The following is a 14,467-nucleotide window of genomic DNA, read 5'->3' on the forward strand; positions in this document are numbered from 1 at the left end:
TTAGCGTCCCTCAGTGGCGATCAGCTGTCGCTTGGTTAACTGGTCGTAGATCATCACCGTCAGCAGACCTTCGGCAATGGCGATTGGAACCTGAGTCAGGCAGAAGATCCCCATAAATTTCAGGCTCGATCCCACAAAGCCCGTCTGCGGATCCGGGAAGGCCACGCCAAGCTGGAGTGAGGTGACAAAGTAGGTCGCCAGATCCGCCAGCATCGCGCACAGGAACACCGACACATCGCGGCGAAACCCGGCCTTGCAGGCCATTTTCCACACCAGATAGCCGACGATTGGCCCAATTACCGCCATCGACATACCATTAGCGCCGAGCGTCGTCAGGCCACCGTGCGCCAGCAGCAGCGCCTGGAACAGCAGGACGATAGCGCCGAGAATGGCCACCACGCCCGGCCCAAACAGGATAACCGCCAGCCCGACGCCGGTTGGGTGCGAACAGCTACCGGTAACCGAGGGGATTTTCAGCGCCGAGAGCACGAAGATAAATGCCCCGCACAGCGCCAGCAGCACCTTCTGGTTGCTGTCCTCCTGCACGATGCGACGCAGGCGCACCAGCCCGTACCACAGGCACGGTAAAAACAGCAGCCACCAGGCCAGCGCCCACATCGGCGGCAGGAACCCTTCCATGATGTGCATCGCAAAGGCTTCTTGTGGCACCACCAGCAGCAGTACCGCCGCTGCGAATCCGCTGAGCGACAGTCGCTTCAGCTGTTGTTCCAGTTTCATTGTCCTTGCTCCCACTGTTTATTCACCAGAATGGTGGAGAAATACGGCAACGACAGGTCGTCAGCGACCTCACCTAACTGCCGCCAGCACTGCTCGCCGGGCAGCGTCGCCTCGGCCATCAACAGCGCGTTATCCAATAAACCTGCTTTAGCCAGCAGCGCTTTGATGCGCGGGAAACGGCCGTAGACTTTCATCAGCACCAGGCTGTCGTGCTGCGCCAGCGCGCGCTCAATCTCGTCTTCCGGCGCGGTACAGGCCACCACCGCCAGCGACTGTTGTTCCATCGCCAGCGGCGTTTTACTGCGGGCGGCAATGGCGGCGAAGGAGGTCACGCCGGGGACAATCTCCAGCCACTCCGGGCTGCCGATGCGCTGGAGTAAAAAGACCCAGGTGCTGAACAGCATGGCATCGCCGAGGGTGATAAAGCCGACGTTTTTCCCGGCTTCCACTTCACGCACCAGCGCCGCCGAAACGTCGTCCCACACCGCCTCTTTTTCGGCGCTGTCGGCACTCATGGGGAAGTGGCAGCAGCGCACCTCGGTCTGTTCACCGAGGTATTCACGCACGATGGAGAGCGCCAGGCTGTCGCCCCCCTTGCGCCCTGCCGGGGCGTAAAGAATATCCAGCGAGCCCAGAATGCGCGCCGCGCGAACGGTAATCAGGTCAGACGCACCCGGACCGGTGCTTAGGGCGTACAGTTTGCCGCTCATGCTGCCTCCAGAGACTGCTGCAGATGTTCAACGAACATGGCGCGCACCACCGGGTTTTCGCCCAGCCCGCACAGCCACGGCGTTGCCGGAATGCCCGCCGCGTTAAACAGCGTTTTCCACGAATCCTCTTCGTCAGAGGCCATGTCGTTGATGGCGTGATCGCCCGCCACCAGCATCAGCGGCATCAGGTGGACGGCGCTGACGCCCTCTTTGCTCATACTCTCAATCAGCACGTCTACTTCCGGGTAACTCTCCACCGCGCCGACTCGCGCCGGGAAACGCTGGGCAGTCATCATATGGTCGAGGCAGGCGTAGGCGGCAAAGGCGTGGTGGCTGGCACCGTGGCCCATAAACACCACCTTTTCGTTGGCATTCAGCGCAGGCATCTGCTGGGTCAGCGCGTCCATCAGACGCACATAGTCGTCGTGGCCACTCAGCAGCGGCGTGCCGAGCGTCAGGCGTTTAAACCGCGGGCGCAGGCTCTGCACTTCGCGGGCAATTTTTTCATATTCGTCGCCGTTGATGATGTGCAGTGACTGCACCGCTACGTCTTCGTATCCGAGATCCGCGAGCTTTTGCAGCGCTTCCAGCGGCGTATCGGTTTCAATGCCGTCGCGCGTTTTCAGCTTGCGGATGATCATGCCTGAGGTAAAGGCGCGGAACAGGTCGCGGTCGGGGCAGCTGGCCGCCAGCTCGCGTTCGCAGGCAACAATATTCTTCTCGCAGGTATCGTGGTAGCTGGTGCCGAAGCTCACCACCAATAGGGCTTTTTTCATGCTTGATTCCTTTTGTCGTCGGCCTGCCAGCGCGCTAAGCGCTCGGCGAAAGCGGACTGACTTTCCAGTAGTTCATCGCCGGACACTAGCGGTGCCGGGCGGGTAATCACGATGCAGGGAAGCCCGGCATCCAGGCAGGGCTGCACCTTTTCCAGATAGCCGCCTTCCGCGCCGGAGGCTTTGGTCACCACCACATCGGCGCGGCAATGGCGGTAAAACGCGGCGTTAAACTCGGCGCTGAACGGCGCGCAGATGGCAAAAATTTCGCCCACACCAAAGCCGAGGTCGGTGCACTGCTGCACCACGTTCGGCACCGGCAGCACGCGGGCCAGCAGCGTTTTCTCCGGCAGCCCAGCGCGCCACAGCGCCAGATCTTTGCTGCCGGTGGTCAGCAGCACGCGCTGGCCCAGCGGTTTAATCCGCTCACAGGCTTCATCAATGCTGGTGACGTAGCGCAGCAGCGGGTGCGTCAGTGCGCCCTGCTGATCCGGGCGCTGGTAGCGGCTCAGCAGTACGCCCGCCTCGGTGCACGCATCCAGCACGTTGCGGCTGACCGCTTCGGCGTAAGGATGAGAAGCGTCAATCACCCAGCGCGTACCGTGCTCGCGAAGCCAGGCCACCATTTCCGACTTTTCCAGACGACCGCAGCGCACTTGCCCCTGAATATCCCCCGCCAGCGCTTCCCCCGTGGGGGTGGCTACCGATACGGTGTAGCGCACCTGTGCGGCATCCAGCTGCAGACAAAGCGCGCGCGCATCGCTGGTACCGCCGACCACCAGCACATCACCGAAACTCACAGCACATAGCCTCGCGGTGTGATCATCAGGTCATCCTGCACGTAGGTGGTTTTGTTGCCGACGATGACCAGGCTGGTCATATCCACCGGTTCAAAGTCCATCGTGCCGAGGGTCGTCAGCCATTTTTCCTGCTTTTTACGCCCGGCGGACTTCACCACGCCCACCGGCGTATCGGCACTTTTGACGGCGGAGAGCAGTTCAAAAGCGCGCGCCAGATGCCCTTCACGGCCCCGGCTGCGCGGGTTATAGAAGCAGATAACAAAGTCGGCTTCCCCGGCGGCGATAATGCGTTTTTCAATTACCGGCCACGGGGTGAGCAGGTCGCTCAGGCTGATATGGCAGAAGTCGTGCATCAGCGGCGCGCCCAGCAGCGAGGCCGCGGCAATACTGGCGGTCATGCCTGGAATCAGGCGCACTTCCACGTCCAGCTTCTGTTTGCTCACCAACTCCAGCACCAGCCCCGCCATGCCGTAAATGCCCGCGTCGCCGCTGCTGATCAGCGCCACGTTGTGCCCCGCCTGCGCCAGCTCAATCGCCGCCTGGCAGCGTTCAATCTCTTTGCACATGCCGGTTTTAATCACCTGCTTGTCGCCGGTAAAAGCCTTCACCAGATGGGTATAGGTTTTGTAGCCCACGACGATTTCCGCCGCCTGCAGCGCCTCGACGGCTTCCATGGTCATCATGGCCTGCGAGCCAGGGCCGATTCCGATTACGCTTAACATCTGTCTGTTACTCCCAAGGTAATGGTGATGCCCTGTTCACGCAGGGTCTCGCCTACTAGATTTCCGTTACTCATCCGCCACGCTGACGGACCAGAAACGCTGCCCACCCCGACCGTCTGCTTCACAAACAGCGAGGAGGGAAAACGGTGTTCGTGTTCGCACAAGGCAGCCACGCTAAAAATGTCAAACGGCACATCGAGGTTGCTCGCCAGCTGTATCAGCCCCAGTTCATCCTGCTTCACAACAATGCTGCCGATGGCTTTCAGCGCCAGCGGGTCGAGGTGATGTGCAGCAAGCTGGCGATGGAGCAGTTCGCTTATCAACGCGCAGGGCGTTCCACGGCGACAGCCAATGCCCGCCACGATGCGCCGTGGCACCAGCTTCCAGTGCGGCAATGGCAGCGCCGGCAGCGTGTCGCGCAAGGTGATGCACACCAGCGCATCCAACGGCGGGAGCGCGTTAAGGTCGGTCACGGTGATAAACCCGCGTCGGTCGCAGCGACTCACCGCCTCCGTCAGCGGTTCATCCCACCACAGGCCAACACGCTGCTGACTGACCAGCATCTGGTTGACGGTTTTCACCGCCGAGCGGAAGTCGTGCATCCGCGCATTGAGCTGGCAGGCCAGCGTATCCAGCGCCGCCACGTCGTTGACGTCTGTCGCGGTGGTGATAACCGGGTCAACGCCGAGAATGCCCGCCAGATGCCGGGCGAGGTCATTCGCCCCGCCGATATGCCCGGAGAGCAGGCTAATAACGTGCTGGCCGCGCTCATCAATCACCACCACCGCCGGGTCGTGGAATTTATCCACCAGCAGCGGCGCAAGCGTGCGCACCGCAATCCCGGTTGCGCCGATAAAAATCAGCGCCGTATCGCGTTGAAACGCCTGACCAACGCTGGCAGCAAAGCTACCGTCAAACGGCAGAAATCCCGGCTCTACCAGCCCTTCGCGGGTGTAGCAGGCCATCGGCAGCACTGCGCTAAGCCGTTTTGCCAGCGCCACGCCGCCGGGGGTCAGGCAGAACAGCGCAATGCGCTCAGGCTTTGCGGTATTCATGGCTAAAATCAGCGGCGTAGAGGCGCGAGTAGTGGTACTCCTCGCCGAGGAAGTCGCCGACCAGAATCAGCGCCGTTTTGCGGATGTCGGCGTCGCGCACTTTGTCGGCGATATCCGTCAGCGTGCCGCGTACGGTCTGGCTCTCGGGCCAGGTGGCCTTGTAAATCACTGCCACCGGCGTGGTCGCCGGGTAGCCGCCGTCAATCAGCCGCTCGGCGACTTTGTTGATGCGCTGCACGGAGAGGTAAATCGCCATCGAGGTACGGTGCTGGGCAAAGGACTCCAGCTGCTCGCGTTCCGGCACCGGGGTGCGCCCTTCGAGACGAGTGATGATGAGGCTCTGCGACACTTCCGGCACCGTGTACTCGACGCCCAGTTCTGCCGCCGCGCCGAGAAACGCGCTCACGCCCGGCACCACCTGCCAGTCAATGCCGCGACGGGTCAGCTCTTCCCCCTGCTCACGCACCGATCCGTACAGCGACACGTCGCCCGTTTGCAGGCGCACCACCGTTTTACCGGCCTTCACGCCCGCTTCCATCAGGTCGAGAATTTGCTCAAGGTGCAGCTTAGCGCTGTCGTGGCACTCGGCCTCTGGCGGGCAGTAGCTCAGCAGTTCGGGGTTAATCAGCGAACCGGCGTAAATCACCACCTGCGCCTGTTGCAGCAGGCGATAGCCTTTCAGGGTGATAAGCTCGCGGTCACCGGGGCCAGCGCCCACAAACCAGACGCTGCGGGGGTCAAAGGCTTCAGCCATGATGTTCTTCCTTCTGACAGGCGATAACAAAAACGGGATTATTCGGTTTGAAATAGTGGCCGCTGCCGAGGGCGGTCATGGCGGAAACGCTCAGTTGCTGGCAGTCCAGCGCCGTGACGTTGGCCTGGCGCAGGTGGTCCAGCGCCTCATGCAGGTTCTCCTGCAAAATAAAGGTCATCACCAGCCGCCCGCCGGGGCGAAGATGATGCAACGACCAGTCAATCAGCGCCCGCAAATGGCCGCCGCTGCCGCCCATAAAAATGGCGTCGGCAGGCTCGACGGCAACCTCAGGCGCTTCGGCTGCAACCAGTGTGATATTGCCGCAGGCAAAGCGTTCGCAGTTTTCCGCCAACAGGCGCAGCGCGGCCGGGTTGCGTTCAATGGCGGTGACGGTAAGCGTGGGATTTTGCAGCGCCGCCTCAATGGAGACGCTGCCGGTGCCGGCGCCGATATCAATCAGGTGGCTGGCCCGGTGCAGTTCCAGTTTGGCCAGCGCCAGCGCGCGTACTGCCTCTTTGGTCATCGGCACCTTTTCGCCGCGTAAAAACAGCTCATCTTTCATCGAGGATCACCACCGTGTTCATCTCATAGTCGCTCTCCACGGCGCTGACCGGCAGCCAGTGGATACGTTCGTTGTCCTGCGCCAGGTTCTCGCCAATCACCATCCAGCGATGCCCTTTACCCCGCGCCACCAGCGCCTCGGCGATGGCTTTTGGGCCGCAGCGTTTATCGGTAACCATCGCCACTTTGCGATGGCTCGCCAGCATGTCGAAGTCCACCTCGCGCCCGTGGCTGCTGGTCAGCCACATGTCGTTCATATCAATGCCCGCCTGCGCGCACAGGTACTGCACGGCGCTAACGCCGGGGATCACCCGCACGTTTTCACGGCCAAAATAGGCGATAAGCCGCGTACCAATGCCGTAAAACAGCGGGTCGCCGGAGGCCAGCACCACTACGTTTTGTGCCTGCCGTTCCTCAATCCACCCCAGCACCTGGGCAATGTTGGCCCCCAGCGGGCAGCGTTCGCCGCCAAACGCCGGAAACTGCGCCAGATGACGTACGCCGCCGACCAGCGCATCGGCATGTTTCACCGCATCTGCGGCCAGCGGCGTCATCAGCTGCACGCCCGCTGGGCCCATTCCGACGACGGTTAACATTGCATGTCCTTGACGATCTCGTTGACCGGGCGGTTGCTGCCGAGGATCTGGTTATCAAAAGCGAACATGATGGCATCGCAGATGGGCGGGTTTTGCGTGAAGCGCAGCCGCTCCAGCACGCGCTGGCAGATGCGGGCGGCAAGGTGGTTGTAGATTTTCTGGAAGCCGTAGGCGTCGATATGCTCCATAGCGGCTTCAGTGGTATCGCACTCGCTTACCAGGGTGAGCAGTTCAAGCGGCGCGCCGAGCAGCGCCAGATGGGCGACCAGCGTCTCCATGCGTCCGTCGGCGATATGGCTGTGGGTGTGGAAAATTCCGGCGGCGATTTTAACCAGCTTGCCTGGGTGGCCAATCAGCACAATCTGGCGGAAGCCAAGGCGCACCGACTCTTCAATCATGTAGCCGACGAAGTTGCTCATGGTAACCACCACCTGCGAGTCAATGCCCATCTGCTCGCGCACGAAGCGCTCACCGTGGTTGCCCGGCACCAGCACCACACGCTCCAGCCCAGCGGCGCGCTTCATCTCCAGCTCCAGCGCCAGCGAGCGTTTCCAGCTCTCTTCCGACATCGGCGTCACGATGCCGGTAGTGCCGATAATCGAAATGCCGCCCAGAATGCCCAGCCGCGCGTTATAGGTTTTCTTCGCCCGCTCTTCCCCTTCCGGGGCAAAAATCTCCACCTCGGCGCCGCGCGCCGGGCCAATCGCCTCACGGACGGCGGTTTCAATAGTGTGTCGCGGGGTGCGATTAATCGCCGCGCTGCCGATGGGCAGCCCGATGCCTTTACGGGTGACGGTACCCACGCCCTCACCGCCGCGCAGGGTAATTTCACCGCTGTCGTTGACGGTGACGCGGGCGAAAATCAGCATCCCGTGGGTGGCGTCGATATCATCGCCGCCATCTTTGCGGATGGCGGCAATACCCTGCTGGCCTTCGACGTGCGGTGATTCAACGTTCAGGTTCAGCGTCACGCCCGACGGCGTGACAATCGAAACCTGGTGAATCAGGTGCTGGCGCATCACCATCAGCGCAGCCACTTTCGCCGCCGCCGTGGCGCTGGAACCGGTGGTGTAGCCTTTGCGCAGCGCTTTGCCGTTATGCCACACCGGGGCGTCGAAGGCGGGTTCGCTCATCGCGCCCCCTGCAGATGGTAAAGAATGGCGTTGACGATCGCCGCCGCCACGTTGCTGCCGCCTTTACGTCCCAGCGCGGCAATGCCCGGCAGGCCGCTTTTGCTCAGCGCCTCTTTGGATTCCGCCGCGCCGACGAAGCCAACCGGCACGCCGATTACTCCGCCAACTTCCAGCTCTTGATGCTCCATCAGACGGAACAGCGCGGTCGGCGCGTTGCCAAAGACAAACACTTTGTCACCCTCTTCTTTGGCGGCGATATCCACCGCCGCCATCGAACGGGTAATGCCCTGCGCTTTGGCCTCGCGCACCACGCGTGGGTCGCTGATATAGCAACGGCATTCGCCGCCGAAGGTCGCCAGCAGATTTTTATTAATGCCGGAGAGCGCCATGGTGGTGTCGGTGTAAAGCGTGCACGGGCGGCTCAGCGCGTCGCACAGGCGGGTTAATGCATCCGGCGAGAACCACAGAATATCCAGCCACTCGAAGTCGGCGGTGGTGTGGATCACCCGTTTGATAATCGCTTCGTGCAGCGGACTGGCAAAACGATACTCCGGGCGCGTGTCGGCGATAATCTCGCTGATTATCTCGAAGCTCTTGCTCTCAATCGCTTGCGGTTGCTGGATATAGTTCATGCAGTACTCCTCAGGCCGCGCCGACAAGCCAGAACCTGACTGCCATAAACAGCAGCAGGGCCAGCGTTGACGCTACCCACATCAGTCGAATCGTTCGGGAAATATCATCAATGGCAATCGGGCGATGTTCGTCGCCAATCCACGGCTTATTCACCCGCTCGCCAAAATAGTCGTTCGGGCCGCCAAGGCGAATGCCCAGTGCCCCGGCGACGGCCGCTTCCGACCAGGCGCAGTTGGGGCTGCTGTGATTTTTACGATCGCGCCAGCCGATACGCAGCGCGCGCGCGCCGTTATCACGGCAGATAAAGGCAGCAAGGCCAATCAGCAGCCAGCTCAGGCGAGCGGGAATAAAGTTCGCTACATCGTCGAGGCGTGCGCTCACCATGCCAATGGCCCGGTATTTTTCGTGCTTGTAGCCGACCATAGAATCAAGGGTGTTGACCGCTTTATAGGCCATCGCCAGCGGCGCACCGCCGAGCAGCAGGAAGAAGAGCGGCGCGATAATGCCGTCGACGGTGTTTTCCGCCACCGTCTCCACCACCGCGCGGTTGATCTGTTCCGGCTGTAGCTGCGATGTATCGCGCCCGACAATCCACGACAACTTAATGCGGCTCTCAGAGAGATCGCCAGCCCGCAGCGGGCGTTCGACCGCCTGCGCCGACTGTGCCAGGCAGCGCCCGGCCAGCACGGTGAAAATCATCCATACCTCAACGCCCCAGCCCAGCCACGGATGCACGCGCGCGGCGAGGTGCAGCACGCCCCAGGAAACGGCGTAGGTCAGCCCTACCACCACCAGCCACATCACCCCGCCGCCGATACGCAGCGCAAGGTCGGAATGACAAACCCGACGCACCGCGCGTTGCACGGCGTTAATCAGGTTGCCTATCCAGCGCACCGGATGCGGCCAGTTTTGTGGGTCGCCAATAATGAAATCGAGCCCCCATGCCAGACACCAGGCCAGCAGCGTCATTGGGCGCTCCTTGCGGCGGCAAACCAGTGGTTAAGCATCGACGGGTGCTGGGCGAAATGGAGGTGCAGATAGCTGGCAAAGGTATTCCCGCGCTGCCAGCCGCCGGACCACTGCTGGAGCACCGCGCCATCACGGGTTTTGTGGCACGCCATCACCGCCGGCGTGTGCGCGGTGAAATCGGAATAGTGGAATTCGTGGCCGCGCAGTACATCGCCGGGAGCAGCAAGCAGCGTCTGCTGCAGCGCCTGCGCTTCGCAGTAGCCAAAGCGGGTCAGTCGGGTACCCATTTTGCTGTGGCCGGGCAGAATATCGGCCATCGCGTGGATATCACCGTTTTTATCTTCAAGCGTAGTGCCAAGGTACATCAGGCCGCCGCATTCGGCGTAAATCGCCACGCCGCGCGCGTGCGCGGCGCGCAGTTGCGCCAGCATCGGCCTGTTGCCTGCGAGCGCCTGGGCGTGCAGTTCCGGGTAGCCGCCGCCGAGCCAGATCATCTGGCATTCGGGCAGAACCGCATCATGCAACGGGCTAAAACGCACAATCTTCACGCCAGCGCGCGCCAGCAGTGCCAGATTGTCGGGGTAGTAAAAGTTGAAGGCTTCATCGTCGGCAAGCGCAAGGGTCAGCCCCTCACCGCAAAGCGGCTCCGGCGGCCACTGACCGGCGGGCAGCGCGCTCAGTTCAGTGAGTGCCAGCAGCCTGTCGATATCCAGCGTACGGGACAGCGTCGCGGCAAAATCCTGCCATGGTTGCTTATCAATCGCAGATTCACGGGCGGTCACCAGCCCCAGATGACGTTCGGGCAGCGCCACGCCTTCTGCACGCGGCACGTAGCCCAGCACTGGCAGCGCGCAGTAGCGTTCGATGGCGCTTTTCAACAACTGGAAATGGCTCTCGCTATTGACGCGGTTAACGATAACGCCCGCAATGTTGAGGCTCGGGTCGAAGTGCTGGAAGCCCATCACCGTGGCGGCAATGGAGGTGGAGACCGCTTTTCCGTCGACCAGCAAAATCACCGGGCAGCCTAGCTGTTTGGCCATCGCCGCGCTGCTGCAGTAGTTGGGATCGGTGCCGTAGCCGTCGTACAGCCCCATGACGCCTTCAATCACGGCGATATCGGCCTGCTGCATATGTTCGCTGAACAGCGCATTAAGGATAGAGGGGGGCAGCATGAACGCATCGAGATTGCGGGAGGCAACGCCACACAGCGCGGTGTGCCAGCCGGTATCGAGGTAGTCCGGCCCCACTTTATAGGGCTGAACCCGCAGGCCACGCTGTTGAAGCAGCGTCAGCAGGCCGAGCGCCACCGTGGTTTTCCCACAGCCGCTACCGGTGCCGGCGAGAACGAATGCATGCTGTCTGGCTGCCATACCCTAACCCTGTTCAGGGTGGATTTTGGGTATAGCCACGCGCGCACCCGGCCTGACGACCGTGCGACGCAAAGCAACCCGCTTCCCACCGAAGCTGTTGAAATAAATCAACAGGCAGGTCTTCTGGCTTAGCGTCATCCTCACCCGGCCTTCCCGATCGGTCGATCAGTGGTCATTACGGGGTCGTCAGCATCACAGCAGCGGGGGCTGCGGAGGGTTTACACCTCCTTCCCTGGCACATAACATGCCAAACCTGTTGATTGCAGATTTATGCCGACACGATGGCCCGCATAAAATAAAAGCAGGTTACTCTAGCGCCCCGGTAAAATGATTTCGTTGCGCTGCGACAATACCGGTATATTTATTTACGGTAGTTATATTTGGAACCACAAGGCAAGGGAAATCATGAGCGTTGCGCGCTGTCCGGGCTCCTGTGGAGAGCTGATTCAGGGCTGGATTCTGGGCAGTGAAAAGCTGGTCTCCTGCCCAATAGACTGGTATAGCACGGTGGAAGTGCGCCGGGGAACGCCGCGCCCTGATGAACGCCCGCTGACGCGCCGCATGGTCAATACCCTGCTTGTCCACTGGAATTATCCCCTCGCCCTGAGCCAGACGCTGCGCATTGAAGTGGACTCGACGCTGCCGATTGCCAAAGGGATGGCGAGCAGCACCGCCGACATTGCCGCGACCGCCGTGGCCACCGCTATGCATCTGGGCCATTCACTCAGCGAATCCGAACTCGCTTCGCTCTGCGTCTCGCTTGAGCCAACGGACAGCACCCTATTCCGCGCGCTGACGCTGTTCGACCACCATCATGCCCGCACGCAGATTACCTGCGCGCCTGCGCCTGATTTCGATCTGCTGATCCTGGAAAGCCCGCTGATGCTGCGCACCGCCGACTATCACCGCCTGCCGCGCGAGGCCGCGCTCACGGCCAGCGCCAGCACGCTGCAGCTGGCCTGGGAAAAGGTGCAAGCCGCCTGCGACAGCAACAGCGCCAACCTGATGGGAGAAGCCGCGACGCTCAGCGCCATCGCCAGCCAGACGCTGTTACCTAAGCCGGGCTTTGACGTGCTTTTAGAGATTGTAGAGTCCTGCGGATTATACGGCCTGAACGTGGCCCATAGCGGCAGCGTGGTCGGGCTGATGCTCGACCGTCGCCGTCACGATGTGGAGTATGTGAAATGGTCACTGGCGCAAAGCGGGCTTGCTGAAATCTGGCCGCAGCAGCACCTGCTAAAAGCGGTGGCGGGCGGGGTTCAGCCCAGCACCTGATGCAGCGCGTCCAGCAGCTGCTGGTTTTCCGCCTCGCTGCGAATCGCCACGCGGAAATAGCGCCCGTCCAGCCCCGGATAGTTGGCGCAGCTGCGGATTAAAATCCGCCGTTGCAGCAGCGCATACTGCAGTTCAATCTCCGTGCGTTCACAGCGCAGGAACAGATAGTTGGCCCTGCCCGGATAAACCTTCAGCCCCGGAATACTTTCCAGCGCCCGATAAAATCGCGCCCCTTCCGTATCAAGCCAACGCCATGTGGTCTGTTGATACTCATGGTCGTTCAGCACGATTTCTCCAGCCAACGCCGCAAAAGCGTTGATCGACCACGGCATCTGATGCTGGCGCAGCTGCGCCACCGCTCGTTCATCGCTGTTGAGCAAATAGCCCAGACGCAGGCCGGGGATGGCGTAAAACTTGGTCAGCGAGCGCAGCACCCAGATATGCGGGTTTTGCGCGAGCAGCGGAATAAAGCCCTGCTCGCCGGGAATAAAATCGATAAAGGCTTCGTCGAGAATCAGCGCAATATTCAGCGCCCGACAGCGTTCGGCCACCGCCAGCAGCAGCGCACGTTCCGGCAGCAACCCGGTCGGGTTATTCGGCGTGCAGAGAAACAGGCAGTCCAGTTCTGGGGTTAACGCATCGAGCAGACACGAGGTCAGCTGCCAGCCGTCCTCTTCGCGAAGCGCAAAAGTGTCAATCGCACAGTCGATAGTTTCCAGCGCCCGGCGGTACTCAGCAAAGCCCGGAGCAACCACCATCGCCCGCTTAGGCTTCAGACCATGCACGAGGGTGAAAATGGATTCGGTTTCGCCGTTGCCCGCCAGACACCACGCCGCAGGCACGCCGTGGTGCGACGCCAGCGCCAGGTGCAACTGCTGGTAGTCAACGTCCGGGTAGCGCTCCGCGCAGGAAAGCTGGGCAACGATCGCCTGCTTCAGGCTTTCGGGCATGCCCAGCGGATTGATATTGGCGCTGAAGTCCAGCAACTGGTCGGCGCGCAGGCCCATCAGCGCCGCCGCCTCGCGCGTGTTGCCGCCGTGGGCGCTTTTCAGCCGTGACATCGCCGGTTACCCGCGCCGCGCCAGCGTCGCGCCGTCGGCAAAGTAGGCTTTGATCCCGGCGAGAATAGATTCAGCCACTTCCTGCTGGAAGGTGGCGGTCTTGAGCTTGCGCTCCTCTTCAACGTTACTGATAAACGCCGTTTCGACGAGGATCGACGGAATATCCGGTGCTTTCAGTACCGCAAAGCCGGCCTGCTCAACCTGGTTTTTATGCAGGTCGTTCACCTGCCCCAGCTTTTTGAGCACCGCTTTACCAAACTTCAGGCTGTCGGCGATGGTCAGCGACTGCACCATATCGAACATGGTGTGGTCGACGTAGCGGTCGCCGCTCTTGCTCACACCACCGATTAAGTCCGAGGCGTTCTGGGTCTGGGCAAGGTATTTCGCCGCGGTACTGGTGGCCCCTTTAGTCGACAGGGCAAACACCGATGAGCCGCTCGGCTGGCGGCTGGTGAACGCATCCGCGTGAATGGAGACGAACAGGTCGGCACGCTGCTTCTGCGCTTTCGCCACCCGCACCTTCAACGGAATAAAGATATCTTCGTTGCGCGTCATGTAGGCTTTCATGTTGCCTTCTTTTTCAATCAGCGCACGCAGGCGACGGGCAATTTGCAGCACCACGTCTTTCTCCCGCGTTTTATACAGCCCCACCGCACCGGAGTCTTCGCCGCCGTGGCCAGGGTCAAGCATGATAACAATCGGACGGTCGCGCCCGGCTTTGCCCGGCTGCGGGCCGCTTTGCGACGGCGGCACCTGCTTTTCGAGGTCGCCCTTGTTGTAGTCTTCGAGCAGCGCCAGCAGCGGATCCTGCTGCTCTGTGCTGCTGGCAGGGTAGAGATCCATCACCAGGCGTTCTTTAAAGTTCGCCACCGGCGCAAGGGCGAACAGTTGCGGCTTCACGTCCTGCTTCAGCTCAAACACCATGCGCACCGTTTGCGGATCAAACTGCCCCACCCGCGCGGATTTAATGAACGGGTCATCGCTGCGGATCTGCGCCCCCATGCCTTTCAGCACCGAGTTCAGGTTCACCCCTTCGAGGTCGACCACCAGACGGTCAGGATTGCTCAACGCAAACTGTCGATACTTGAGCTCACGGCTGGACTCCACCGTCACGCGCGTGTAGCTGGACGCAGGCCATATGCGCACCGCCACCACCTGACTGACGGCAGCTAACCCGACCTGACTCACGCTTAACAACCACATGGCACCGGCACCTTGTAGCAGGCGACGACGGCTCAAAGACTGACTTCCCGACATGCTCCATCCCAGGTAAAAAAAGAGAAACAAAGAATTCGCATAATACGATTGACCGAAAAC

Annotated in this window: 16 protein-coding genes and 1 riboswitch; of the genes, 1 reads left to right on the forward strand and 15 read right to left on the reverse strand. The window is 61.3% G+C overall.

The features are described 5' to 3' along the window. The 13 genes from cbiM to FHC49_RS12975 are packed head-to-tail and all read right to left on the reverse strand — an operon-like array spanning position 1 to position 10,814. Positions 1-738: a cobalt ECF transporter S component CbiM gene (gene cbiM, locus FHC49_RS12915; protein ID WP_220439952.1), complete on the reverse strand. Its 738-nt coding sequence runs from the start codon at positions 736-738 to the stop codon at positions 1-3. Continuing rightward, on the reverse strand, positions 735-1,448 hold the full coding sequence (locus FHC49_RS12920; RefSeq protein ID WP_220439953.1) for a cobalt-factor II C(20)-methyltransferase: 714 nt from the start codon (positions 1,446-1,448) through the stop codon (positions 735-737). The genes cbiM and FHC49_RS12920 overlap by 4 nt, the downstream gene beginning before the upstream one ends. Continuing rightward, positions 1,445-2,224 carry a sirohydrochlorin cobaltochelatase gene (locus tag FHC49_RS12925; RefSeq protein WP_220439954.1) on the reverse strand — a complete coding sequence of 260 codons (780 nt, stop codon included), beginning with the start codon at positions 2,222-2,224 and terminating at the stop codon, positions 1,445-1,447. Before FHC49_RS12925 ends, FHC49_RS12920 begins: the two co-directional genes overlap by 4 nt. Continuing rightward, complete coding sequence (locus FHC49_RS12930; protein ID WP_185667974.1) at positions 2,221-3,021, reverse strand: cobalt-precorrin-6A reductase; 801 nt, start codon at positions 3,019-3,021, stop codon at positions 2,221-2,223. Before FHC49_RS12930 ends, FHC49_RS12925 begins: the two co-directional genes overlap by 4 nt. After that, positions 3,018-3,743 (reverse strand): precorrin-3B C(17)-methyltransferase, encoded by a 726-nt coding sequence (locus FHC49_RS12935; protein WP_220439955.1) that lies wholly within the window; start codon positions 3,741-3,743, stop codon positions 3,018-3,020. Before FHC49_RS12935 ends, FHC49_RS12930 begins: the two co-directional genes overlap by 4 nt. After that, the gene (cbiG, locus tag FHC49_RS12940; RefSeq protein ID WP_220439956.1) at positions 3,737-4,798 is read right to left on the reverse strand and encodes a cobalt-precorrin 5A hydrolase; all 1,062 of its coding nucleotides are present in this window, start codon (positions 4,796-4,798) and stop codon (positions 3,737-3,739) included. Before cbiG ends, FHC49_RS12935 begins: the two co-directional genes overlap by 7 nt. After that, positions 4,779-5,552 (reverse strand): cobalt-precorrin-4 methyltransferase, encoded by a 774-nt coding sequence (locus tag FHC49_RS12945; protein WP_220439957.1) that lies wholly within the window; start codon positions 5,550-5,552, stop codon positions 4,779-4,781. The genes cbiG and FHC49_RS12945 overlap by 20 nt, the downstream gene beginning before the upstream one ends. Then, positions 5,545-6,114: a decarboxylating cobalt-precorrin-6B (C(15))-methyltransferase gene (locus tag FHC49_RS12950; RefSeq protein WP_220439958.1), complete on the reverse strand. Its 570-nt coding sequence runs from the start codon at positions 6,112-6,114 to the stop codon at positions 5,545-5,547. The genes FHC49_RS12945 and FHC49_RS12950 overlap by 8 nt, the downstream gene beginning before the upstream one ends. After that, positions 6,104-6,709 (reverse strand): cobalt-precorrin-7 (C(5))-methyltransferase, encoded by a 606-nt coding sequence (locus FHC49_RS12955; protein ID WP_220439959.1) that lies wholly within the window; start codon positions 6,707-6,709, stop codon positions 6,104-6,106. Before FHC49_RS12955 ends, FHC49_RS12950 begins: the two co-directional genes overlap by 11 nt. Then, positions 6,703-7,842, reverse strand: coding sequence for a cobalt-precorrin-5B (C(1))-methyltransferase CbiD (cbiD, locus tag FHC49_RS12960; RefSeq protein WP_185667968.1), 1,140 nt, complete (start codon positions 7,840-7,842; stop codon positions 6,703-6,705). Before cbiD ends, FHC49_RS12955 begins: the two co-directional genes overlap by 7 nt. Further along, positions 7,839-8,474, reverse strand: a complete 636-nt coding sequence (locus FHC49_RS12965) for a cobalt-precorrin-8 methylmutase (protein WP_220439960.1) — start codon at positions 8,472-8,474, stop codon at positions 7,839-7,841. Before FHC49_RS12965 ends, cbiD begins: the two co-directional genes overlap by 4 nt. 10 nt (positions 8,475-8,484) lie before the next feature. Continuing rightward, positions 8,485-9,444 carry an adenosylcobinamide-phosphate synthase CbiB gene (gene cbiB, locus FHC49_RS12970; RefSeq protein WP_220439961.1) on the reverse strand — a complete coding sequence of 320 codons (960 nt, stop codon included), beginning with the start codon at positions 9,442-9,444 and terminating at the stop codon, positions 8,485-8,487. Next, positions 9,441-10,814: a cobyrinate a,c-diamide synthase gene (locus tag FHC49_RS12975; protein WP_220439962.1), complete on the reverse strand. Its 1,374-nt coding sequence runs from the start codon at positions 10,812-10,814 to the stop codon at positions 9,441-9,443. Before FHC49_RS12975 ends, cbiB begins: the two co-directional genes overlap by 4 nt. A 95-nt stretch (positions 10,815-10,909) precedes the next feature. Continuing rightward, a riboswitch (cobalamin riboswitch) is annotated at positions 10,910-11,086 on the reverse strand. Between the two features lie 133 nt (positions 11,087-11,219). Between FHC49_RS12975 and FHC49_RS12980 the strand changes: the two genes are divergently transcribed. Next, complete coding sequence (locus FHC49_RS12980) at positions 11,220-12,089, forward strand: L-threonine kinase (RefSeq protein WP_220439963.1); 870 nt, start codon at positions 11,220-11,222, stop codon at positions 12,087-12,089. Here the strand turns inward: FHC49_RS12980 and cobD are convergent. After that, positions 12,074-13,150, reverse strand: a complete 1,077-nt coding sequence (cobD, locus tag FHC49_RS12985; RefSeq protein WP_220439964.1) for a threonine-phosphate decarboxylase CobD — start codon at positions 13,148-13,150, stop codon at positions 12,074-12,076. The genes FHC49_RS12980 and cobD overlap by 16 nt on opposite strands. Before the next feature lie 6 nt (positions 13,151-13,156). Beyond that, complete coding sequence (gene amiC / locus FHC49_RS12990) at positions 13,157-14,407, reverse strand: N-acetylmuramoyl-L-alanine amidase AmiC (protein ID WP_220439965.1); 1,251 nt, start codon at positions 14,405-14,407, stop codon at positions 13,157-13,159. Positions 14,408-14,467: the final 60 nt, after the last annotated feature.

It is taken from the genome of Kluyvera sp. EC_51, from assembly GCF_019584505.1.
GTDB classification, from domain to species: domain Bacteria; phylum Pseudomonadota; class Gammaproteobacteria; order Enterobacterales; family Enterobacteriaceae; genus Kluyvera; species Kluyvera sichuanensis.